General features: G+C 22.7%; 23 protein-coding genes and 8 pseudogenes. 9 read left to right on the top strand and 22 right to left on the bottom strand.

All coding sequences use genetic code 4. The features are described 5' to 3' along the window. Positions 1 to 26: 26 nt before the first annotated feature. Positions 27 to 542, bottom strand: a complete 516-nt coding sequence (locus AAHH39_RS05985) for a hypothetical protein (RefSeq protein WP_342219193.1) — start codon at positions 540 to 542, stop codon at positions 27 to 29. A gap of 61 nt (positions 543 to 603) precedes the next feature. Further along, a complete protein-coding gene (locus tag AAHH39_RS05980) occupies positions 604 to 1,551 on the bottom strand; it encodes a rolling circle replication-associated protein (protein ID WP_342219192.1) in 948 nt (315 codons plus the stop codon). Positions 1,552 to 2,122: 571 nt separating this feature from the next. On the opposite strand from AAHH39_RS05980, the pseudogene AAHH39_RS05975 reads away from it, so the two are divergent. Beyond that, positions 2,123 to 2,353: pseudogene (locus AAHH39_RS05975) on the top strand (helix-turn-helix domain-containing protein); the annotation flags it as partial. Positions 2,354 to 2,428: 75 nt separating this feature from the next. Here AAHH39_RS05975 and AAHH39_RS05970 read toward each other — a convergent pair. The 3 genes and pseudogenes from AAHH39_RS05970 to AAHH39_RS05960 form a co-directional block, all read right to left on the bottom strand. Then, positions 2,429 to 2,818: pseudogene (locus AAHH39_RS05970) on the bottom strand (transposase); the annotation flags it as partial. Between the two features lie 173 nt (positions 2,819 to 2,991). Continuing rightward, positions 2,992 to 3,837: pseudogene (locus AAHH39_RS05965) on the bottom strand (IS256 family transposase); the annotation flags it as partial. 47 nt (positions 3,838 to 3,884) lie between these two features. Then, positions 3,885 to 4,874, bottom strand: a complete 990-nt coding sequence (locus AAHH39_RS05960) for an IS30 family transposase (RefSeq protein ID WP_342219189.1) — start codon at positions 4,872 to 4,874, stop codon at positions 3,885 to 3,887. A gap of 1,039 nt (positions 4,875 to 5,913) precedes the next feature. On the opposite strand from AAHH39_RS05960, the pseudogene AAHH39_RS13355 reads away from it, so the two are divergent. Continuing rightward, positions 5,914 to 6,036: pseudogene (locus AAHH39_RS13355) on the top strand (IS30 family transposase); the annotation flags it as partial. Positions 6,037 to 6,059: 23 nt separating this feature from the next. Here the strand turns inward: AAHH39_RS13355 and AAHH39_RS05955 are convergent. After that, on the bottom strand, positions 6,060 to 7,193 hold the full coding sequence (locus tag AAHH39_RS05955) for a hypothetical protein (protein WP_342219188.1): 1,134 nt from the start codon (positions 7,191 to 7,193) through the stop codon (positions 6,060 to 6,062). A 222-nt stretch (positions 7,194 to 7,415) separates the two neighbouring features. Continuing rightward, positions 7,416 to 7,538, bottom strand: a pseudogene (locus AAHH39_RS13350) (IS30 family transposase); the annotation flags it as partial. On the opposite strand from AAHH39_RS13350, the gene AAHH39_RS05950 reads away from it, so the two are divergent. The 7 genes from AAHH39_RS05950 (at position 7,491) to AAHH39_RS05920 (ending at position 12,960) form a co-directional block, all read left to right on the top strand. Then, the gene (locus AAHH39_RS05950; protein ID WP_342219187.1) at positions 7,491 to 7,631 is read left to right on the top strand and encodes a hypothetical protein; all 141 of its coding nucleotides are present in this window, start codon (positions 7,491 to 7,493) and stop codon (positions 7,629 to 7,631) included. The pseudogene AAHH39_RS13350 and the gene AAHH39_RS05950 sit on opposite strands and share 48 nt — an antisense overlap. 230 nt (positions 7,632 to 7,861) lie before the next feature. Further along, entirely contained in the window at positions 7,862 to 8,806 is a 945-nt protein-coding gene (locus AAHH39_RS05945) for an IS30 family transposase (protein WP_342217458.1), read from the top strand. 104 nt (positions 8,807 to 8,910) lie between these two features. Next, positions 8,911 to 9,633 carry an RsmE family RNA methyltransferase gene (locus AAHH39_RS05940; RefSeq protein WP_342219186.1) on the top strand — a complete coding sequence of 241 codons (723 nt, stop codon included), beginning with the start codon at positions 8,911 to 8,913 and terminating at the stop codon, positions 9,631 to 9,633. An 11-nt stretch (positions 9,634 to 9,644) separates the two neighbouring features. Beyond that, the gene (locus AAHH39_RS05935) at positions 9,645 to 10,628 is read left to right on the top strand and encodes a Gfo/Idh/MocA family oxidoreductase (RefSeq protein ID WP_342219185.1); all 984 of its coding nucleotides are present in this window, start codon (positions 9,645 to 9,647) and stop codon (positions 10,626 to 10,628) included. After that, the gene (deoC, locus tag AAHH39_RS05930) at positions 10,618 to 11,295 is read left to right on the top strand and encodes a deoxyribose-phosphate aldolase (RefSeq protein ID WP_342219184.1); all 678 of its coding nucleotides are present in this window, start codon (positions 10,618 to 10,620) and stop codon (positions 11,293 to 11,295) included. Before AAHH39_RS05935 ends, deoC begins: the two co-directional genes overlap by 11 nt. Before the next feature lie 269 nt (positions 11,296 to 11,564). Continuing rightward, the gene (locus AAHH39_RS05925; protein WP_342219183.1) at positions 11,565 to 12,509 is read left to right on the top strand and encodes an IS30 family transposase; all 945 of its coding nucleotides are present in this window, start codon (positions 11,565 to 11,567) and stop codon (positions 12,507 to 12,509) included. 163 nt (positions 12,510 to 12,672) lie between these two features. Then, complete coding sequence (locus tag AAHH39_RS05920) at positions 12,673 to 12,960, top strand: hypothetical protein (protein WP_342219182.1); 288 nt, start codon at positions 12,673 to 12,675, stop codon at positions 12,958 to 12,960. Here AAHH39_RS05920 and AAHH39_RS05915 read toward each other — a convergent pair. From AAHH39_RS05915 to AAHH39_RS05845, 15 genes and pseudogenes are all read right to left on the bottom strand, one after another. Further along, a pseudogene (locus tag AAHH39_RS05915) lies at positions 12,947 to 13,951 on the bottom strand (IS256 family transposase); the annotation flags it as partial. The gene AAHH39_RS05920 and the pseudogene AAHH39_RS05915 sit on opposite strands and share 14 nt — an antisense overlap. A 43-nt stretch (positions 13,952 to 13,994) precedes the next feature. Beyond that, positions 13,995 to 15,071, bottom strand: a pseudogene (locus AAHH39_RS05910) (IS256 family transposase); the annotation flags it as partial. 150 nt (positions 15,072 to 15,221) lie between these two features. Continuing rightward, on the bottom strand, positions 15,222 to 15,428 hold the full coding sequence (locus AAHH39_RS05905; RefSeq protein WP_342218834.1) for a hypothetical protein: 207 nt from the start codon (positions 15,426 to 15,428) through the stop codon (positions 15,222 to 15,224). 33 nt (positions 15,429 to 15,461) lie between these two features. Further along, positions 15,462 to 16,199, bottom strand: a complete 738-nt coding sequence (locus tag AAHH39_RS05900; RefSeq protein ID WP_342219181.1) for a hypothetical protein — start codon at positions 16,197 to 16,199, stop codon at positions 15,462 to 15,464. A gap of 15 nt (positions 16,200 to 16,214) precedes the next feature. Continuing rightward, on the bottom strand, positions 16,215 to 16,427 hold the full coding sequence (locus tag AAHH39_RS05895) for a hypothetical protein (RefSeq protein ID WP_342219180.1): 213 nt from the start codon (positions 16,425 to 16,427) through the stop codon (positions 16,215 to 16,217). A gap of 270 nt (positions 16,428 to 16,697) precedes the next feature. Next, the gene (locus AAHH39_RS05890) at positions 16,698 to 16,913 is read right to left on the bottom strand and encodes a hypothetical protein (protein WP_342218590.1); all 216 of its coding nucleotides are present in this window, start codon (positions 16,911 to 16,913) and stop codon (positions 16,698 to 16,700) included. Positions 16,914 to 17,056: 143 nt separating this feature from the next. Next, positions 17,057 to 18,316, bottom strand: coding sequence for a hypothetical protein (locus tag AAHH39_RS05885; RefSeq protein WP_342219179.1), 1,260 nt, complete (start codon positions 18,314 to 18,316; stop codon positions 17,057 to 17,059). Between the two features lie 142 nt (positions 18,317 to 18,458). After that, positions 18,459 to 18,872: a hypothetical protein gene (locus AAHH39_RS05880; protein ID WP_342218468.1), complete on the bottom strand. Its 414-nt coding sequence runs from the start codon at positions 18,870 to 18,872 to the stop codon at positions 18,459 to 18,461. A 98-nt stretch (positions 18,873 to 18,970) separates the two neighbouring features. Further along, positions 18,971 to 19,891, bottom strand: coding sequence for a hypothetical protein (locus AAHH39_RS05875; RefSeq protein ID WP_342218599.1), 921 nt, complete (start codon positions 19,889 to 19,891; stop codon positions 18,971 to 18,973). Between the two features lie 15 nt (positions 19,892 to 19,906). Further along, positions 19,907 to 20,119 carry a hypothetical protein gene (locus tag AAHH39_RS05870; RefSeq protein WP_342218591.1) on the bottom strand — a complete coding sequence of 71 codons (213 nt, stop codon included), beginning with the start codon at positions 20,117 to 20,119 and terminating at the stop codon, positions 19,907 to 19,909. Between the two features lie 270 nt (positions 20,120 to 20,389). Next, on the bottom strand, positions 20,390 to 20,605 hold the full coding sequence (locus AAHH39_RS05865) for a hypothetical protein (RefSeq protein WP_342218590.1): 216 nt from the start codon (positions 20,603 to 20,605) through the stop codon (positions 20,390 to 20,392). A 52-nt stretch (positions 20,606 to 20,657) separates the two neighbouring features. After that, positions 20,658 to 20,777 (bottom strand): annotated as a pseudogene (locus tag AAHH39_RS05860) (IS30 family transposase); the annotation flags it as partial. A gap of 142 nt (positions 20,778 to 20,919) precedes the next feature. Further along, positions 20,920 to 22,179: a hypothetical protein gene (locus AAHH39_RS05855; RefSeq protein ID WP_342218589.1), complete on the bottom strand. Its 1,260-nt coding sequence runs from the start codon at positions 22,177 to 22,179 to the stop codon at positions 20,920 to 20,922. A 142-nt stretch (positions 22,180 to 22,321) separates the two neighbouring features. Continuing rightward, positions 22,322 to 22,735, bottom strand: coding sequence for a hypothetical protein (locus AAHH39_RS05850; protein ID WP_342218468.1), 414 nt, complete (start codon positions 22,733 to 22,735; stop codon positions 22,322 to 22,324). A 98-nt stretch (positions 22,736 to 22,833) separates the two neighbouring features. After that, the gene (locus tag AAHH39_RS05845; RefSeq protein ID WP_342218599.1) at positions 22,834 to 23,754 is read right to left on the bottom strand and encodes a hypothetical protein; all 921 of its coding nucleotides are present in this window, start codon (positions 23,752 to 23,754) and stop codon (positions 22,834 to 22,836) included. Between the last annotated feature and the right edge of the window lie 13 nt (positions 23,755 to 23,767).

Genomic DNA, 23,767 nt, shown 5'->3' with positions numbered 1-23,767 from the left:
GATAAAACTTAAAATTTTTAAATTTATTATTTTAAATCATTTTTTAAACAATTCGGACAAATAGCAATCATAATTTTTAACTTGTTTTTTTCAGTTACTAAAAAGAATTTAAAAATTACACTTCAATCAATTATTTTTTTCCTATTATATAATGAATTAGTAAATTCATCTCATTTTTTTGTATCAATAATACTTCTACATTGAGAACATTCATATTTATTTTCGAAATTAAAAATAGATAATAAAATATTTACTTCTCACAAATACGAATTAAAATGTGTTATAAATTGTTTTGACATTTCTTTTACTGAAAGTTGTTCACTACCTATTATTTCATTTTTATAATCTCTAAGTAAATTTTTCTCTTCATAAGAAAAAAATTGATATTTATTTCAAATCTTTTCTAATTCTTTATATAATTCTGTTCTAATTGTTCTTTTTCTATTCTCAAATTGAAAATATATAGTAATTCCTAAAGTTATAATAACAGACATAGCACTAATAATACTAGTACAAATTTCAATTATTGTTTTAGTATCCATTTTTTTCTCCTTTTATATTTTATTATAATTTAAAAAAATAAAAAAAATACTAAAAATTAAACTAATGTAAAACTTTTTTCTTAAAATTTATTTCTTCAACTTTACTACCAAAAACTTTATAAACCCAAGTCAAAACATCTCTATCTCTATGATTTAAATAACCAATTTCACTAGTCCATAAATAATGTTTATACGATAAAGCACTTAAATATACATATTTTTCGTAATCTTCATATTCTTTAAAATAATCATTTACAACAGTACTTTCAATAATAGCACCAATCATCACAGTATCACCATTACTATCTCTTTGAGTTTTAAAATAAAATACATTTGTTGCATTAAAACTTGCTTTAATTATATCTCCAATTGTCAATTTTTTAATACCACGAACTACAAGAGGATTTTTACAATTACGACTAAAAGCATAAGCCTTTACACCTACATCTGTCTGATTTATAGATTTAACATCATCCATGGCTTTTGTAACATATTTTCCTAAATATTTAATAACAAATTCATTCGTACCTTTTTTAACTACTTTTAAATCATTAAAACCATGAGTTCATCATTCTGCTAACATACTTTTATATATCTTTCTATTAAAAATTACATGAAAATGAATAGCACCACGAGATTGATATTCATAAACATAAAAATACTTTAATTCTCCTAAATTTTGAAAACGTTTAGGGTCATTTCATCACTTTTTGAATTTAATAAAAAATAAACCAATATCTTTTTTTGCTTTTTTAATATCTTGCATATTATTTTTATAAGTCAAAGTAACAAAACTTAACATTTTACTATTATAAAAATTATGTAATGCTTTTTGAATTAAATTAGTTTTAGTACGAGAAGTATTATTTCTCAATTTTTGTTTATTTCCAACATAACATTTACCTTTTTTATTTCCAACATTACTTAAAAAAGAAATAGGTAAAACAACATTTTTAACATAACAAGCATAAAAAATTTTTTTAACATAAAAATCTTGTTGAATATCCATATATAAAACTTCCGCGTTCTAGGTTTTAAAAAACCAATTTTATACATTTTAATAATAAACAAATCTTAACATAAAAAATTATAAAAACAAATAATAAAAGAAAAACGATACTTAATTTAAAGTGATTATATCATAATTTGAAAAAAAATAAATTCTAGATTTTTAAATGATTTTATTAAAAAATAGCGTGTTATATATTTTACATTTTTAATGTATGTACTTTTAATGAAGGAGTTGAAACCGAAATATTTTGTACATCTTTATTAATTTTATTAATAACAAAATTTGATATTTTATTATCATTTTCTAAGTTTTTCTTTACAAAAAATTGTTTTTTATAACATTCAAAGTACTGTTCTTTTCAATATTTAACTATTTCTTTTTCTTTTTTATAAAGTTTAATAGAAAATTTATATCAGAATTTATTTATTGATAATTCTAACTCAAGATTATTAAATAAGAATTCATTATTTATATTTTTACTTACCTGAATTGTAAAATTAAAAAGGACACTTATATAAAAATTAAATTGTGTTAATTCTATAATTAAGAAAAGAAAGGAATTAGCACAATGTATAAGTATCTGACTATTGAATCAATAATAGCAATAAAAGAATATAAAAGTTATGGATTTTCGATTCGTAAAATAGCAAAAGCCATTGATTATAGTAAATCAACTGTACATAGAGTTTGTAGATTATTAAATCAAAACTTATTACCATTAGAAATATTGAATAAAATTCAAAAAAATAAACAAAATGCAGGTAGAAAATTAATAATTTTAACTTTAATAGACCTGAATTGTAAATATAAATGGGACAGTTTTTTAAAATAATGAGGCTTTTTAGAAATCTGTGTATCTTTGTTTTACAAAGTACTAGTTCAGATTAATTCTGTCTTCAAATTTTATCATAAAATGAGCAATTGCTGTATTTCAATTTTGAATAGGCAATGTTCATTTTTTTGTTATATTTTCAATTGCTAAATAAAATATTTTAAAAACTGACATATCATTAGGAAAAGCTTTTTTGTTTCTAATAACTTTTCGTAATTGACTATTAACAGATTCAATAGCATTTGTTGTATAAATTACTCGTTTGATTTCTGCAGGATAACTAATAAAAATCATCAAATTTTCTCAATTTTTATATCAAGATTTAGCAATTTGGGGATATTGTTTATTTCATTTACTTTCAAATGATTCTAAAGCTTGCATTGCTTGTTCTTCACTACATGCACTATAAATTGGTTTTAAATCTGTAACTAGAGTTTTTTTTAATTATGTAGAAAAGTATGGATGACCAAAAATTATTCATCAATTTACACTTAAAATATTATTTTTAATTAAAAATTTGTTAAAAGTAACATTATTTAGTGTAAAAATTCTCTAAAAATAACACTTTATCATGTATCATTACTTTTCTACAAAATTAAAGGAGTTTTTCGATGTTTGTATGAAACATATTTTAAACTATTTCGAATTTGATGAACAATGCATAATTGATGTTCTGTTTTAGGATAAATTGCTTGTATTGCTTCTGACATGCCTGTTAAATTATCACTACAAGCAATCAAAATATCATTTAAGCCTCGATTTTTCATTTCTGTGAAATTAGCTAATCAAAATTTAGCACCTTCATTTTCACTAATTCATAAGCCTAAAACATCTTTTTTACCTTCTAAATCAACTCCTAATGCTATATAAACTGATTTATTAATAATCCGTTTATCTTGTCGAACTTTAACTACTATACAATCAAAATAAACAATCGGATAAACGCTTTCTAATGGTCGATTTTGTCATGTTTTGACATCATCAATAACATCATCAGTAATTTGACTAATAACACTTTCACTAATATCAGCACCATGATATAACTCTTGTAACTGCATTCTAATGTCAGATAGAGTCATACCTTTTGCATATAGTGAAAGCACTTGTTGATCAAAACCATCAAATCTTCGCTGTCTTTTTGCAACTATTACAGGAGTAAAATCACTATTGCGATCTCTTGGTACATCAATCTCAATTTTACCTTGTTGAGTTATTAATTTTTTTGAACTTGTACCATTACGAGCATTTTCAGTATTACTATGTTGATTTTTTTCATATCCTAAATAATTTTGCATTTCAGAATTCAACATTTTTTCAACTAAACGTTTTGTTAATTCTTTATATAAACCCCCTTCTTTAAAAACTGTTGTTAAATCTTCAGTATTTTCTAATAATAAATCTACTGCTTTTGATATTGGATCATTATTATTAATATTTTGTTTTTTAGCCATCTGTAACTCACTCTTTCTAGTCATTTAATTATATTTACTAGAATTAATTAAACATAGTTATTTTTGTAAGTTACACAGATTACTAAACATTGCCAAAATAATTGTATTAAATCTATTGGTCTTTTATAAGATAGTGATTTTCTGGGTGTAGAATTAATTTGAAATGCTATAGTATTTAAATCTTTTTGTTTATATGAAGATAGATCTGTAGATTTTGGTAAATATCTTCTTAAAATACCATTATTATTTTCATTTAAACCTCTTTGACAAGGTTTACCAGGATCTGCAAAATAAATCTTAACATTACAATTTTTTTCGATTAATTTTCATTTACTAAATTCTTTACCACGATCAAAAGTAATAGTTTTAACTGTTCCTTTTTGTAACTTTGAAATAAATTTTATTATACTTTTTGTAATATTTTCTGATTTATTATTTTTAGTTGCTAAAGGAATTGTGGTTTTTGATCATATATCAGCTAAAGTAATAATAGAACTTTTATGATCTTTACCAATGATAGTATCACCTTCTAAATGACCAAATTCTTCTATATTTTTAATATTAGGAATGATTAAATTTCTTTCATGAATAGACTTACAATTATTAATTCTGCCCCTAGTTTCTTTTTGTTTGTGAGGTTTATTTTTTCCTTTTCTCAATAAGTTATTTTCATCAAAACCCATTCGATTTGTTTTAAACATGTTATATAAAGTTTTTGTTGAAATACTTTTTATTTTATTTTCCTTTAAAAAATTAGCAATTATATCAAGAGCATAATTTTTAGTAATTAACAAATGATTAATAGTATTAATTTCTATTAAAGTTAAAATTATTAATTTTCTACCTGCATTTTGTTTATTTTTTTGAATTTTATTCAATATTTCTAATGGTAATAAGTTTTGATTTAATAATCTACAAACTCTATGTACAGTTGATTTACTATAATCAATGGCTTTTGCTATTTTACGAATCGAAAATCCATAACTTTTATATTCTTTTATTGCTATTATTGATTCAATAGTCAGATACTTATACATTGTGCTAATTCCTTTCTTTTCTTAATTATAGAATTAACACAATTTAATTTTTATATAAGTGTCCTTTTTAATTTTACAATTCAGGTTTACTTAACTTATATAAAAAGATATTAAAAATGAGAGTATTATCTCTCATTTATCTTTTTAATAAAAATTAATATTTCAAAATTATATGATTAACAGTAAAACTAAATAAATATAATCTGTTAAATTCTAACTAAAGGTTACACCTTGCAAGTTAATATTCCATACTCGATCACGGAAACATTTAACTGTATCAATGCTTCAATTAATGCTTACATAAACATTTTCTTCATCATGTCAAATATGAATATAACCATGTAATTCAAGAAAGGCTCCTCAAAATCCAACATCATAATAGTAACTAAGCTCAAATATATTTTTGTTTCTATCATTATTAATATCATTAGTACTAATACTTAATTGCGAACCTTTTAATTTTTGATCAGTATAAGTATTACAATAAAGACTAAAATACGAATTATCACCAAAACTTAATTTACTAAACTTATTAGAAAAACTATCTCAATCTGGTGCATAATTTGTTCAATTAGATAATAGAGTAATATCGGGGCTGGTTCAAGTACTTTTTAATGAACCAACACTATTAGTTTCACTATAATTATAATTTAGTTGATCATTATTAATAATACTACTATCAATAGTAAAATCAGCAACTATCTTCCCTTTATAAATAGTTTCATCACCACTAATAGTTACTTGTTGATTGGTAATATCATCTTCACTAAATTTAATTGCATCTAACTTTACATTTGGATTACTTTTACTAATCGCAGTTTTAATTTCTTCAATATTTGGTTTTGATAATCCATTAGTTTTAATTGTTCCTAAATTTAAATTTTTAAAAACATCACTTAAAAGTTCTGTTTTATCACAATCATAAGTAACAACAATAGTATCATTGCTATAAAATTTACCATCACCATTAATAACTGCACTATTATCAGTAATTTTATCAACTATAATTTTGCTTACATCAAGATTATAGTTAGCGGTTTTAAGTTTTAATTATGTAGAAAAGTATGGATGACCAAAAATTATTCATCAATTTACACTTAAAATATTATTTTTAATTAAAAATTTGTTAAAAGTAACATTATTTAGTGTAAAAATTCTCTAAAAATAAAACTTTATCATGTATCATTACTTTTCTACAAAATTAAAGGTTTTAAGTGCTGAAATTAATTGTCCTTTACTTGGTTTGTTTTGTCCAGGAATATTAAAAGTTGGTAATTTATTATTTAAAACACTATTTAAATCAATAAGTAAATTATTAATTACTACATCAGCACCAGTGTATACATATTGATTAATAGATTTAATAGTAACACTATTATTTTGCAACGTTACTTGAATAGCATTCATATTTAACATTGAATATTGTTTTTTCAATGCACTATTAACATCTTCTAAAGTTATTACTTTTCCTATAATAGCAATTTTATCTAATCCCTTATTAATAACGTCTTTAAGAGCAATTCTAATATCAAGATTTAAATTTAGTATTACTTTACCAATATATTTTTTTTGATTTGTACTAGTAATAGTGGCACTATTAGTAGCAGTAATTTCTATTGCAATAAAAGAAGTATCTAACTTTTCTTGGTAAGTATCACGTAATGCTCTCATTACATCATTATTTGATGGTATATCATGACCATTAGTCTTAACTGTTAAATCTTTTTTATTAATAATAGTACTTAAATCAACACTATCATTAGTACTAAATGTAACTGTTACCTTACCAGTATAAAGAGGAATAACATCATCACCCGTAATACCTATAATAGTTGCTTCTTTATTAGAAATAACATCAATTTTAAGGCGATCCATTTCTAAATTAGAATATTTTTCTTGAATACGACTGTAAACAGCTTCCACAGTAGGTTTTTGACCATTAGTACTAAAATTACCAATGGATGCTCCATCAACAATTATTGTTCTAATATCAATAGTTTGGATTTGATAAGTAATTTTAATTTTATCTTGATTATAAAAAATACCATCACCAACAACAAAAGCATAATTAGTGGTTTTATTAAAAATTATAATATTATCAGTATGAAGTCCATGATTTAAATTAAATAGTTGATCTTTTAATTCATAATCTGTAGGTATTGTTCCTCGATGTTCCTCTGGTACAATTTTTAAATCTGTTTGTGTTAAATCTTTTTTTAAATCTTTTTTGAATATAGTTAGATTATTACATGCCGTTGTACTAGCAGTGACTGCACTTGATAATAATAATGCACCCATAAATGATAATGGTTTTTTCATATATATACCTCATTTAAATATTGTAAAAAATTAATAATTATTTTAAAGTGATTATATCATAATTTGAAAAAAAATAAATTCTAGATTTTTAAATGATTTTATTAAAAAATAGCGTGTTATATATTTTACATTTTTAATGTATGTACTTTTAATGAAGGAGTTGAAACCGAAATATTTCTTTAATTTTGTAGAAAAGTAATGATACATGATAAAGTGTTATTTTTAGAGAATTTTTACACTAAATAATGTTACTTTTAACAAATTTTTAATTAAAAATAATATTTTAAGTGTAAATTGATGAATAATTTTTGGTCATCCATACTTTTCTACATAATTAAAAAAATATTTTGTACATCTTTATTAATTTTATTAATAACAAAATTTGATATTTTATTATCATTTTCTAAGTTTTTCTTTACAAAAAATTGTTTTTTATAACATTCAAAGTACTGTTCTTTTCAATATTTAACTATTTCTTTTTCTTTTTTATAAAGTTTAATAGAAAATTTATATCAGAATTTATTTATTGATAATTCTAACTCAAGATTATTAAATAAGAATTCATTATTTATATTTTTACTTACCTGAATTGTAAAATTAAAAAGGACACTTATATAAAAATTAAATTGTGTTAATTCTATAATTAAGAAAAGAAAGGAATTAGCACAATGTATAAGTATCTGACTATTGAATCAATAATAGCAATAAAAGAATATAAAAGTTATGGATTTTCGATTCGTAAAATAGCAAAAGCCATTGATTATAGTAAATCAACTGTACATAGAGTTTGTAGATTATTAAATCAAAACTTATTACCATTAGAAATATTGAATAAAATTCAAAAAAATAAACAAAATGCAGGTAGAAAATTAATAATTTTAACTTTAATAGAAATTAATACTATTAATCATTTGTTAATTACTAAAAATTATGCTCTTGATATAATTGCTAATTTTTTAAAGGAAAATAAAATAAAAAGTATTTCAACAAAAACTTTATATAACATGTTTAAAACAAATCGAATGGGTTTTGATGAAAATAACTTATTGAGAAAAGGAAAAAATAAACCTCACAAACAAAAAGAAACTAGGGGCAGAATTAATAATTGTAAGTCTATTCATGAAAGAAATTTAATCATTCCTAATATTAAAAATATAGAAGAATTTGGTCATTTAGAGGGTGATACTATCATTGGTAAAGATCATAAAAGTTCTATTATTACTTTAGCTGATATATGATCAAAAACCACAATTCCTTTAGCAACTAAAAATAATAAATCAGAAAATATTACAAAAAGTATAATAAAATTTATTTCAAAGTTACAAAAAGGAACAGTTAAAACTATTACTTTTGATCGTGGTAAAGAATTTAGTAAATGAAAATTAATCGAAAAAAATTGTAATGTTAAGATTTATTTTGCAGATCCTGGTAAACCTTGTCAAAGAGGTTTAAATGAAAATAATAATGGTATTTTAAGAAGATATTTACCAAAATCTACAGATCTATCTTCATATAAACAAAAAGATTTAAATACTATAGCATTTCAAATTAATTCTACACCCAGAAAATCACTATCTTATAAAAGACCAATAGATTTAATACAATTATTTTAAAAAACTGTCCCATTTATATTTACAATTCAGGTAAATTAAAGATGATAGTTAAAAGTTGTTAATTTGAGTTTTACCTTATGTTATAATCAAATTAGAGGTGGACTATGGAATGCTACTTTACTAACCATAAAACTAATAATATTTTAATATTAGATGAAGAAGATAGTAAACATCTAATTAAAGTATTATGTCATAAAATTAATGATGAAATAGTTATTATTCATCAAGAACAAAAATATTTAACAAAAATTATTGAAATTACATCAGTTATTAAATGCGAAATTATAAAAACAGTGCCAAATAGTAATTCAGAATTAAGATGTAAAATCACATTAGTAATATCGTTATTAAAAGAACAAAAATTTGATTTAGTCATTCAAAAAGCAGTAGAATTGGGAGTTTATCAAATTGTGCCATTGCAGTTAAAACGATGTGTTAGTGTTTTAACAAGAACAAAAGCAGAACAGAAAGTTTTACGTTGACAAAATATTGCAAAAGCTGCTGCCAAACAATCAAATCGCAATTTAATTCCGATTGTTACACCCGTTGTTTTTGATTTAAAACAATTAGAACGATATCGGTCTCATCTTAATTTGGTTGCATATGAAAATTCATTAGAAACTAGTTGAATTAGTCAAATAAATAATAAATTATCATCAATAACAATTATAGTTGGACCCGAAGGAGGAATCACTAAAGAAGAAATTGCAACTTTAACACAACTTAATTTTAGTAATATTAGTTTAGGAAAATTAATTTTACGTGCTGAAACTGCACCTTTATTTTTAATGTCAATCATTAATTATGAAACAAGTTTAAAAAGTTAAAGGAGTACAAGATGATTAGAATTGGTATTATTGGAACTGGAAAAATTGTTCAAAGATTTATAAAGCAAGCGTTAACTAATAAAAAAGTTAAAATAACTTGTATATATTCAAGAAGTTTAGATAAAGCAGAAACATGAGCAAAAAAATATAATATTGCCCATAGTACTGATGATTTAAATAAAATGATAGAACATATTGATGCTATTTATATTGCTTCACCAAATAGTTTGCATTACAAACAAAGTAAATTATTTTTAAATAATAATATTCATGTTTTGGTAGAAAAAACTATTACTTTTACAGTTGAAGAAGTTAAAGACCTAATTTCTTTAGCAAGAAGTAAAAAAATAATTTTATTAGAAGCTTATGTTACTGTTCATTTACCTATTTTTTCTAAATTAAAAAAATTAGTTCATGAAATAAATCCAGAAGTAGTTAACCTTAATTTTAATCGTATTTCTTCAAGAATGCCATCAGTTGAAAAAGGAATATATGATTCTGTTTTTGATAAAGATTTTGGTAAAGGTTCAACTTATGATAGTTTAGTATATCCATTACAATTAGTATTGTATTTATTAGGTAAAGTAAAAACAGTTAAAGCGATGGCAATTAAATTACCTAATGGTGTTAATTTAAGTAATCATGTTATTTTGAAGCATGAAAATGGAACTATTACTACTATTACTTGTAGTAAAGGAGTAACCTCTTATACACAAAGTGAATTTATAGGTCATAATAGTAGTCTTGTTTTATCACAAGTTCATCCATTAAGTGGAATTAAGGTTTATACTAAAAACGGAATAAAAGAAATCGCAGATAATACCAATGAAGAAAGTTTAATGACATATGAATTAAATGATTTTGTAAAAATGATTAAAAATAAAGATTATTTAAGTCGAGATTATTGATTAAATCATAGTTTAATGAATCTTGAAGTTATTGAAGCAATTATTAAAAGTGAAAATGAATTAGGAGTTGAAGTTTATGAAAAGTAATATTAATTTAAATGAATATATTGATCATACATTATTAAAACCAGAGGCAACATTATCAATGATTGATACATTATGTAAAGAAGCTAAAACTTATTATTTTAAAGCAGTTTGTATTAATCCATTTTACGTTAATCGTGCTGTTACTTTATTAAAAAATAGTAATGTTAAAGTATGTACAGTGGTTGGTTTTCCATTGGGTGCCAATACTACACAAACTAAAGTAGCAGAAACAATTAATGCGATTAAAGATGGTGCTCAAGAAATTGATGTTGTTATTAATATTGGTGCACTAAAGGATAATGATCAAAAACTTGTATTGCAAGATCTACAAGCAGTTCGTAATGCATGTCCAGAAAATATTATTTTAAAAGTAATAATTGAGTGTAGTTTATTAACAACAGAACAAAAAATTATTGCTTGTCAGTTAGTAACTAAAGTAAAAGCAGATTTTATTAAAACTTCAACTGGTTTTGCTAATGGTGATGCAACGGTTGCTGATATTAAATTAATGAAAGCAAATATTGGTCCTCATGTTGCAATTAAAGCTTCTGGTGGTATTAAAAATCAAGATGATGCAATGGCGATGATTAATGCTGGTGCTACTAGAATTGGTACTAGTAATGGTGTTGCTATTATTTCAGGACAAGAAACTAAGGGTGGTTATTAATTAATGTAAATCAAGAACTATTAAAGTAATGAAATGACTAAATTATTTTAATAAAAAAATCAAGTTTAGGTTTTATATCATTAACTTAATAAGTTAATAGATATAATAAGGATTATTCAAGAAAAAATATTAAATTAGAACTATTTGATAATTCATTTAAAGTGTTATAAAATTTATATGGTTTCCTGAATTGTAAAATTAAAAAGGACACTTATATAAAAATTAAATTGTGTTAATTCTATAATTAAGAAAAGAAAGGAATTAGCACAATGTATAAGTATCTGACTATTGAATCAATAATAGCAATAAAAGAATATAAAAGTTATGGATTTTCGATTCGTAAAATAGCAAAAGCCATTGATTATAGTAAATCAACTGTACATAGAGTTTGTAGATTATTAAATCAAAACTTATTGCCATTAGAAATATTGAATAAAATTCAAAAAAATAAACAAAATGCAGCTAGAAAATTAATAATTTTAACTTTAATAGAAATTAATACTATTAATCATTTGTTAATTACTAAAAATTATGCTCTTGATATAATTGCTAATTTTTTAAAGGAAAATAAAATAAAAAGTATTTCAACAAAAACTTTATATAACATGTTTAAAACAAATCGAATGGGTTTTGATGAAAATAACTTATTGAGAAAAGGAAAAAATAAACCTCACAAACAAAAAGAAACTAGGGGCAGAATTAATAATTGTAAGTCTATTCATGAAAGAAATTTAATCATTTCTAATATTAAAAATATAGAAGAATTTGGTCATTTAGAGGGTGATACTATCATTGGTAAAGATCATAAAAGTTCTATTATTACTTTAGCTGATATATGATCAAAAACCACAATTCCTTTAGCAACTAAAAATAATAAATCAGAAAATATTACAAAAAGTATAATAAAATTTATTTCAAAGTTACAAAAAGGAACAGTTAAAACTATTACTTTTGATCGTGGTAAAGAATTTAGTAAATGAAAATTAATCGAAAAAAATTGTAATGTTAAGATTTATTTTGCAGATCCTGGTAAACCTTGTCAAAGAGGTTTAAATGAAAATAATAATGGTATTTTAAGAAGATATTTACCAAAATCTACAGATCTATCTTCATATAAACAAAAAGATTTAAATACTATAGCATTTCAAATTAATTCTACACCCAGAAAATCACTATCTTATAAAAGACCAATAGATTTAATACAATTATTTTAAAAAACTGTCCCATTTATATTTACAATTCAGGCAATTAAAAATGAGAGTTTTATCTCTCATTTAAGTTTTTATTAAATCTAACCATTAAGTTGATACGCCCGAACAAACTAGTAATTATACTTTAACTAAAATATTAAGAACTGGATTAAGTCCATTAAGTGCTATGGTAGGAGTTAGTGCTTATTATGATCAATATTTAAAAGACCCAATTTTAGGTTCTATTAATTCTTTGTTATTTAGTAAAAAATTAGGAATTGATATATGGAATATTAATCAAAGACCTACTACTAGAAATAAAGTTATTAATAGTTATAAAAAGATATTTTTAGGTTTAGGGACTATTGGTTTAATTAACTATGCCAAGTTTGTTCAGTATGTAGATAAGTCAGTTTCTTTGAGGCTTTTTAGAAATCTGTGTATCTTTGTTTTACAAAGTACTAGTTCAGATTAATTCTGTCTTCAAATTTTATCATAAAATGAGCAATTGCTGTATTTCAATTTTGAATAGGCAATGTTCATTTTTTTGTTATATTTTCAATTGCTAAATAAAATATTTTAAAAACTGACATATCATTAGGAAAAGCTTTTTTGTTTCTAATAACTTTTCGTAATTGACTATTAACAGATTCAATAGCATTTGTTGTATAAATTACTCGTTTGATTTCTGCAGGATAACTAATAAAAATCATCAAATTTTCTCAATTTTTATATCAAGATTTAGCAATTTGGGGATATTGTTTATTTCATTTACTTTCAAATGATTCTAAAGCTTGCATTGCTTGTTCTTCACTACATGCACTATAAATTGGTTTTAAATCTGTAACTAGAGTTTTTCGATGTTTGTATGAAACATATTTTAAACTATTTCGAATTTGATGAACAATGCATAATTGATGTTCTGTTTTAGGATAAACTGCTTGTATTGCTTCTGACATGCCTGTTAAATTATCACTACAAGCAATCAAAATATCATTTAAGCCTCGATTTTTCATTTCTGTGAAATTAGCTAATCAAAATTTAGCACCTTCATTTTCACTAATTCATAAGCCTAAAACATCTTTTTTACCTTCTAAATCAACTCCTAATGCTATATAAACTGATTTATTAATAATCCGTTTATCTTGTCGAACTTTAACTACTATACAATCAAAATAAACAATCGGATAAACGCTTTCTAATGGTCGATTTTGTCATGTTTTGACATCATCAATAACATCATCAGTAATTTGACTAATAACACTTTCACTAATATCAGCACCATGATATAACTCTTGTAACTGCATTCTAATGTCAGATAGAGTCATACCTTTTGCATATAGTGAAAGCACTTGTTGATCAAAACCATCAAATCTTCGCTGTCTTTTTGCAACTATTACAGGAGTAAAATCACTATTGCGATCTCTTGGTACATCAATCTCAATTTTACCTTGTTGAGTTATTAATTGAGGCTTTTTAGAAATCTGTGTATCTTTGTTTTACAAAGTACTAGTTCAGATTAATTCTGTCTTCAAATTTTATCATAAAATGAGCAATTGCTGTATTTCAATTTTGAATAGGCAATGTTCATTTTTTTGTTATATTTTCAATTGCTAAATAAAATATTTTAAAAACTGACATATCATTAGGAAAAGCTTTTTTGTTTCTAATAACTTTTCGTAATTGACTATTAACAGATTCAATAGCATTTGTTGTATAAATTACTCTTTTGATTTCTGCAGGATAACTAATAAAAATCATCAAATTTTCTCAATTTTTATATCAAGATTTAGCAATTTGGGGATATTGTTTATTTCATTTACTTTCAAATGATTCTAAAGCTTGCATTGCTTGTTCTTCACTACATGCACTATAAATTGGTTTTAAATCTGTAACTAGAGTTTTTCGATGTTTGTATGAAACATATTTTAAACTATTTCGAATTTGATGAACAATGCATAATTGATGTTCTGTTTTAGGATAAACTGCTTGTATTGCTTCTGACATGCCTGTTAAATTATCACTACAAGCAATCAAAATATCATTTAAGCCTCGATTTTTCATTTCTGTGAAATTAGCTAATCAAAATTTAGCACCTTCATTTTCACTAATTCATAAGCCTAAAACATCTTTTTTACCTTCTAAATCAACTCTTAATGCTATATAAACTGATTTATTAATAATCCGTTTATCTTGTCGAACTTTAACTACTATACAATCAAAATAAACAATCGGATAAACGCTTTCTAATGGTCGATTTTGTCATGCTTTGACATCATCAATAACATCATCAGTAATTTGACTAATAACACTTTCACTAATATCAGCACCATGATATAACTCTTGTAACTGCATTCTAATGTCAGATAGAGTCATACCTTTTGCATATAGTGAAAGCACTTGTTGATCAAAACCATCAAATCTTCGCTGTCTTTTTGCAACTATTACAGGAGTAAAATCACTATTGCGATCTCTTGGTACATCAATCTCAATTTTACCTTGTTGAGTTATTAATTTTTTTGAACTTGTACCATTACGAGCATTTTCAGTATTACTATGTTGATTTTTTTCATATCCTAAATAATTTCTTTAATTTTGTAGAAAAGTAATGATACATGATAAAGTGTTATTTTTAGAGAATTTTTACACTAAATAATGTTACTTTTAACAAATTTTTAATTAAAAATAATATTTTAAGTGTAAATTGATGAATAATTTTTGGTCATCCATACTTTTCTACATAATTAAAAAATAATTTTGCATTTCAGAATTCAACATTTTTTCAACTAAACGTTTTGTTAATTCTTTATATAAACCCCCTTCTTTAAAAACTGTTGTTAAATCTTCAGTATTTTCTAATAATAAATCTACTGCTTTTGATATTGGATCATTATTATTAATATTTTGTTTTTTAGCCATCTGTAACTCACTCTTTCTAGTCATTTAATTATATTTACTAGAATTAATTAAACATAGTTATTTTTGTAAGTTACACAGATTACTAAACATTGCCGCAAAATTCTTAATTGCTCAAGGTTTTATTGAAACTTCTCATTTATTAATGATTAAAATTGGCATTGTTTTACCAATAATTTCAATACTACTATTACAAAAAGAAAATTTAACTGAATAATTTTTTAAAATTTCAAAATCAGTAAATGCTATCATTCCATCAAATTTATTTTTTCCAAAATTTGCTTCAACAAATGTTACTTCATAAAAAATTTTATCTTTTACAAAAAATGGTTTTATTTTTTTTATATAAAAACGTTTATCAAATCTAATTTTTAAATTATTTAATTTAGATTGCAAAATTTTTTCAGATATTTTTTCATAATACTCTTTAGAAGCAGTTTCTTTATTAATGGGAAACTTATTTAGATTATGAAGAACATTAATATTATAAGTTTGTTTTAAAAATTTTTTTATTTTAATCAAAAATTCATAATATTTCAACATCAATCTCTCTGAATTTTCTTCACCAACATTATAATGAGAAACTGAAATTTGTACATAATCATGAAATTGTCTTAAAAATTTTAATTTTCCTATGGATTTTATATACTTAATAGCGCAAGTTATATCATTATATTCCATTGGATTTATAGATACTTGTTTTTCAACAGAATATACTTTCAAAAATACAGCTTCAATAAAATTACGAAGACTAGCTAGAATATTTTCCTTTAATTTTGTAGAAAAGTAATGATACATGATAAAGTGTTATTTTTAGAGAATTTTTACACTAAATAATGTTACTTTTAACAAATTTTTAATTAAAAATAATATTTTAAATGTAAATTGATGAATAATTTTTGGTCATCCATACTTTTCTACATAATTAAAAATATTTTCTGATGAAAAACCTCTTTCTGGATTTGATTTATCAATATTTTTACAAATTAAATTATTTATTTGTTGAATATAATCGTCTATTATCATTTTTTCTTTTCCCTTTAATTTTGATTTTGAAAGATAAAACACTTGCAAGTGTTTTTATCGATGTTTAAGAATATGAATATAAAAAACCATTCATATTCTTAAATTCAACGTTTTATATTTGTTTAAACACTATATTATTATACATTGTTCCATGTTGTTTAAAAATAAGTATATGAAGAACTCATTGCAGAAATAATGTAAAATTATAGTAAGAAAACACAAAATTGTTAAGTAAACTGCACAATTGTGCAGTTTTGAAGTATTTAATATTTACATTTTTTGTGACTTACTACTAGAGCTTTGATTTTTACTTGTTGAAGCTTCATTGTTTATTTTTGATTTATCTTTTTCAAATCTAAGAGCATTAGCAACTCTTTCTCGTCTTTCTCTTTCGTTTTTTTCTCCTCAAGCTTTGTTTGTTTCTCTAGCTTCTTTGTTATGTTTATCTTTATCCGCTTGGCTTCATTCATTACATGATCTTCACATATTTTTCTCCTTTATTATTTTTATTGAATATTTTTTTATACACTTAAAATATTCAATAAAAGTATATATTTTTAAAACTAAAAATGTGTAAAAAATTAGTAAAAAATCACTATTTTTCAAAATAGTGATTTAGATGTTATTAATTATGTTGTTAATAAGCATTTTACTTTATTTCAGTTATGATTTGAAGTTGTTGATGGTAGTTGTTCTTGTTGGTTTACTGTATTGCGTATAGATGAATCAAAATTTTGATTATTTACTGATTCAATATTTGAATTTTGATTAATTGTTTCACTACTTATTAATTGGTCTGGATTTTTCTCTTTTCTATTATCCAATTCTTGTTTTAAAATATCATATTGTGTTTCTAATTTAATTTCTGTTTTATTACTGGTAAGATTTTTAATTATTGATTCGCGTTCTTTTTTAAGTTTTTCTTTTTGTTCTTTATTTTTAAAATATTTATTTGAAAATCATGATCAAACTTTTTTTGCAGTTGATGAAAAAAATTCTACCCCTCCTCTAAGGGCTGTAGCAATACCACCAATTACAAGGCTTATTATTAATAATGGTGGATGAATAAGATTAATAGCCACTACACCTAGGGGTATTATTAACCAAGTAATTATTCATGTAACTATTTCACTTTTATTTGGTTTTAATTTGAAACCTTGTTGTTGTTTTAAAAAGTCTTTAATTGGTACAAATTGAAAATTATTAATGTTATGGGTTGAAATGTCATTAATTAGTAAAATATCTTTTTTATAATCATTGATATTTTTATAATTCTTTATTTGTTTAACAACTTGTATATCATCATTTGTAAGGTGTTGAAAATATATTACCTCTTCATTAATTGAATTATCAATATGTTGAATGGTCGTTATAAAATAAACTTTGTTATTAATTGGTAAAATTTCTTCGTAAATTTTTTCAATTCTTGTCTTTTTTCTTTGTTTTTCATCATAAATTGTTACAGCATTATATTTAAACTTATTGAAATTCACATTGATTTGTTTTGATTGTTTTAATTCTTCAATTTGCTTTTTAAGTTGTTCAATTTCTTTGTCTTTTTCTTGAATTGTTCTTTGAGCTTGTATTAGTTGTTCTGCATTTGGTGTTGCTCAATTTAAGTAATTAGTTAGTTTTGTTCATGTATCAACATTTGTTTTTTGCATATTTTGGTTATCTATTAAACTAATACCAATTGGTTCTAAATTTTTTATATTATTTTCTAAGGAATCATCATTAAGTTGTTGATTATTATCAATCCTATATGTTTTTCCTCCATGTCTCTTGTTTTTGATTTCTTTCACAAAAATGTTTTCTTGTTTTAAAATATCTTCTATGGATTTATTTTCTAATAGAAAATTATATGTTTGTGATTTAGTTTTGTCAGTCATGTTAATATCTCCTTTTAAATATTAAAACCCATTTACTTTTAAAATAAAGTAATGGGTTAAAACTTATATATTGGATAACAGCTATATGTTATCAAATTTTGTGTATTTTACAATTAGTTAAGTTTTAACCAAAATTTAACTATTAATTGTCTATATTAATATTAAATATTTGGGTTTTGAAAGTTGCTAGTTTTCAGTTGTAAATTTTGATTTGTTCATCAACGAATTTTTTCATGCTTTCATTTGGAACTAAAAGTAAAACTTCGCATCCGTTTTTACAATAATGTCGTAATCCATCAAACTTTTGTCTCATTCGTTGTTTAGTTTTTCTAGTTCTTTCAAATTCAATAATCATGATTTTATTTTCATAGTGAACTAATAAGTCAGGATATCCTTTTTCTCGATAACTTTCTGCTTTTAGTTCTTTTTCTGTTTGATATGAAATAATGTCATTTTGTTGAGATAGTCATTTGATGAGTAAATCTTGATGAACTAACTCGTTGTAGTTAATTCTTTTAATTATGTAGAAAAGTATGGATGACCAAAAATTATTCATCAATTTACACTTAAAATATTATTTTTAATTAAAAATTTGTTAAAAGTAACATTATTTAGTGTAAAAATTCTCTAAAAATAACACTTTATCATGTATCATTACTTTTCTACAAAATTAAAGCAATAATCTAAAATTTTAAAAATTTTAATTTCATCTTTTTTAACATTTTTTAAAATTTCATCTTTATATTTTTCATAATAATTATATTCTAAATTAATAATATCTAAAAAATCAAATCCTGTTTTAGTTAAAAATTGCATTATTTTTCAATATTCTTTACTATTTGTAGTTAATTTTATTTCTTTGCCTAATATACTAGCAAAATTCTTAATTGCTCAAGGTTTTATTGAAACTTCTCATTTATTAATGATTAAAATTGGCATTGTTTTACCAATAATTTCAATACTACTATTACAAAAAGAAAATTTAACTGAATAATTTTTTAAAATTTCAAAATCAGTAAATGCTATCATTCCATCAAATTTATTTTTTCCAAAATTTGCTTCAACAAATGTTACTTCATAAAAAATTTTATCTTTTACAAAAAATGGTTTTATTTTTTTTATATAAAAACGTTTATCAAATCTAATTTTTAAATTATTTAATTTAGATTGCAAAATTTTTTCAGATATTTTTTCATAATACTCTTTAGAAGCAGTTTCTTTATTAATGGGAAACTTATTTAGATTATGAAGAACATTAATATTATAAGTTTGTTTTAAAAATTTTTTTATTTTAATCAAAAATTCATAATATTTCAACATCAATCTCTCTGAATTTTCTTCACCAACATTATAATGAGAAACTGAAATTTGTACATAATCATGAAATTGTCTTAAAAATTTTAATTTTCCTATGGATTTTATATACTTAATAGCGCAAGTTATATCATTATATTCCATTGGATTTATAGATACTTGTTTTTCAACAGAATATACTTTCAAAAATACAGCTTCAATAAAATTACGAAGACTAGCTAGAATATTTTCCTTTAATTTTGTAGAAAAGTAATGATACATGATAAAGTGTTATTTTTAGAGAATTTTTACACTAAATAATGTTACTTTTAACAAATTTTTAATTAAAAATAATATTTTAAGTGTAAATTGATGAATAATTTTTGGTCATCCATACTTTTCTACATAATTAAAAATATTTTCTGATGAAAAACCTCTTTCTGGATTTGATTTATCAATATTTTTACAAATTAAATTATTTATTTGTTGAATATAATCGTCTATTATCATTTTTTCTTTTCCCTTTAATTTTGATTTTGAAAGATAAAACACTTGCAAGTGTTTTTATCGATGTTTAAGAATATGAATATAAAAAACCATTCATATTCTTAAATTCAACGTTTTATATTTGTTTAAACACTATATTATTATACATTGTTCCATGTTGTTTAAAAATAAGTATATGAAGAACTCATTGCAGAAATAATGTAAAATTATAGTAAGAAAACACAAAATTGTTAAGTAAACTGCACAATTGTGCAGTTTTGAAGTATTTAATATTTACATTTTTTGTGACTTACTACTAGAGCTTTGATTTTTACTTGTTGAAGCTTCATTGTTTATTTTTGATTTATCTTTTTCAAATCTAAGAGCATTAGCAACTCTTTCTCGTCTTTCTCTTTCGTTTTTTTCTCCTCAAGCTTTGTTTGTTTCTCTAGCTTCTTTGTTATGTTTATCTTTATCCGCTTGGCTTCATTCATTACATGATCTTCACATATTTTTCCTTTAATTTTGTAGAAAAGTAATGATACATGATAAAGTGTTATTTTTAGAGAATTTTTACACTAAATAATGTTACTTTTAACAAATTTTTAATTAAAAATAATATTTTAAGTGTAAATTGATGAATAATTTTTGGTCATCCATACTTTTCTACATAATTAAAATATTTTTCTCCTTTATTATTTTTATTGAATATTTTTTTATACACTTAAAATATTCAATAAAAGTATATATTTTTAAAACTAAAAATGTGTAAAAAATTAGTAAAAAATCACTATTTTTCAAAATAGTGATTTAGATGTTATTAATTATGTTGTTAATAAGCATTTTACTTTATTTCAGTTATGATTTGAAGTTGTTGATGGTAGTTGTTCTTGTTGGTTTACTGTATTGCGTATAGATGAATCAAAATTTTGATTATTTACTGATTCAATATTTGAATTTTGATTAATTGTTTCACTACTTATTAATTGGTCTGGATTTTTCTCTTTTCTATTATCCAATTCTTGTTTTAAAATATCATATTGTGTTTCTAATTTAATTTCTGTTTTATTACTGGTAAGATTTTTAATTATTGATTCGCGTTCTTTTTTAAGTTTTTCTTTTTGTTCTTTATTTTTAAAATATTTATTTGAAAATCATGATCAAACTTTTTTTGCAGTTGATGAAAAAAATTCTACCCCTCCTCTAAGGGCTGTAGCAATACCACCAATTACAAGGCTTATTATTAATAATGGTGGATGAATAAGATTAATAGCCACTACACCTAGGGGTATTATTAACCAAGTAATTATTCATGTAACTATTTCACTTTTATTTGGTTTTAATTTGAAACCTTGTTGTTGTTTTAAAAAGTCTTTAATTGGTACAAATTGAAAATTATTAATGTTATGGGTTGAAATGTCATTAATTAGTAAAATATCTTTTTTATAATCATTGATATTTTTATAATTCTTTATTTGTTTAACAACTTGTATATCACCATTTGTAAGGTGTTGAAAATATATTACCTCTTCATTAATTGAATTATCAATATGTTGAATGGTCGTTATAAAATAAACTTTGTTATTAATTGGTAAAATTTCTTCGTAAATTTTTTCAATTCTTGTCTTTTTTCTTTGTTTTTCATCATAAATTGTTACAGCATTATATTTAAACTTATTGAAATTCACATTGATTTGTTTTGATTGTTTTAATTCTTCAATTTGCTTTTTAAGTTGTTCAATTTCTTTGTCTTTTTCTTGAATTGTTCTTTGAGCTTGTATTAGTTGTTCTGCATTTGGTGTTGCTCAATTTAAGTAATTAGTTAGTTTTGTTCATGTATCAACATTTGTTTTTTGCATATTTTGGTTATCTATTAAACTAATACCAATTGGTTCTAAATTTTTTATATTATTTTCTAAGGAATCATCATTAAGTTGTTGATTATTATCAATCCTATATGTTTTTCCTCCATGTCTCTTGTTTTTGATTTCTTTCACAAAAATGTTTTCTTGTTTTAAAATATCTTCTATGGATTTATTTTCTAATAGAAAATTATATGTTTGTGATTTAGTTTTGTCAGTCATGTTAATATCTCCTTTTAAATATTAAAACCCATTTACTTTTAAAATAAAGTAATGGGTTAAAACTTATATATTGGATAACAGCTATATGTTATCAAATTTTGTGTATTTTACAATTAGTTAAGTTTTAACCAAAATTTAACTATTAATTGTCTATATTAATATTAAATATTTGGGTTTTGAAAGTTGCTAGTTTTCAGTTGTAAATTTTGATTTGTTCATCAACGAATTTTTTCATGCTTTCATTTGGAACTAAAAGTAAAACTTCGCATCCGTTTTTACAATAATGTCGTAATCCATCAAACTTTTGTCTCATTCGTTGTTTAGTTTTTCTAGTTCTTTCAAATTCAATAATCATGATTTTATTTTCATAGTGAACTAATAAGTCAGGATATCCTTTTTCTCGATAACTTTCTGCTTTTAGTTCTTTTTCTGTTTGATATGAAATAATGTCATTTTGTTGAGATAGTCATTTGATGAGTAAATCTTGATGAACTAACTCGTTGTAGTTAATTCTTTTAATTATGTAGAAAAGTATGGATGACCAAAAATTATTCATCAATTTACACTTAAAATATTATTTTTAATTAAAAATTTGTTAAAAGTAACATTATTTAGTGTAAAAATTCTCTAAAAATAACACTTTATCATGTATCATTACTTTTCTACAAAATTAAAGCAATAATCTAAAATTTTAAAAATTTTAATTTCATCTTTTTTAACATTTTTTAAAATTTCATCTTTATATTTTTCATAATAATTATATTCTAAATTAATAATATCTAAAAAATCAAATCCTGTTTTAGTTAAAAATTGCATTATTTTTCAATATTCTTTACTATTTGTAGTTAATTTTATTTCTTTGCCTAATATACTAGCAAAATTCTTAATTGCTCAAGGTTTTATTGAAACTTCTCATTTATTAATGATTAAAATTGGCATTGTTTTACCAATAATTTCAATACTACTATTACAAAAAGAAAATTTAACTGAATAATTTTTTAAAATTTCAAAATCAGTAAATGCTATCATTCCATCAAATTTATTTTTTCCAAAATTTGCTTCAACAAATGTTACTTCATAAAAAATTTTATCTTTTACAAAAAATGGTTTTATTTTTTTTATATAAAAACGTTTATCAAATCTAATTTTTAAATTATTTAATTTAGATTGCAAAATTTTTTCAGATATTTTTTCATAATACTCTTTAGAAGCAGTTTCTTTATTAATGGGAAACTTATTTAGATTATGAAGAACATTAATATTATAAGTTTGTTTTAAAAATTTTTTTATTTTAATCAAAAATTCATAATATTTCAACATCAATCTCTCTGAATTTTCTTCACCAACATTATAATGAGAAACTGAAATTTGTACATAATCATGAAATTGTCTTAAAAATTTTAATTTTCCTATGGATTTTATATACTTAATAGCGCAAGTTATATCATTATATTCCATTGGATTTATAGATACTTGTTTTTCAACAGAATATACTTTCAAAAATACAGCTTCAATAAAATTACGAAGACTAGCTAGAATATTTTCCTTTAATTTTGTAGAAAAGTAATGATACATGATAAAGTGTTAT

The sequence above is a fragment of the Spiroplasma endosymbiont of Amphimallon solstitiale genome (genome assembly GCF_964030965.1).
GTDB lineage: Bacteria > Bacillota_I > Bacilli_A > Mycoplasmatales > VBWQ01 > Spiroplasma_E.
The sequence above is the reverse complement of the archived record's forward strand: the minus strand, read 5'-3'. Positions and strand labels throughout refer to the sequence as shown.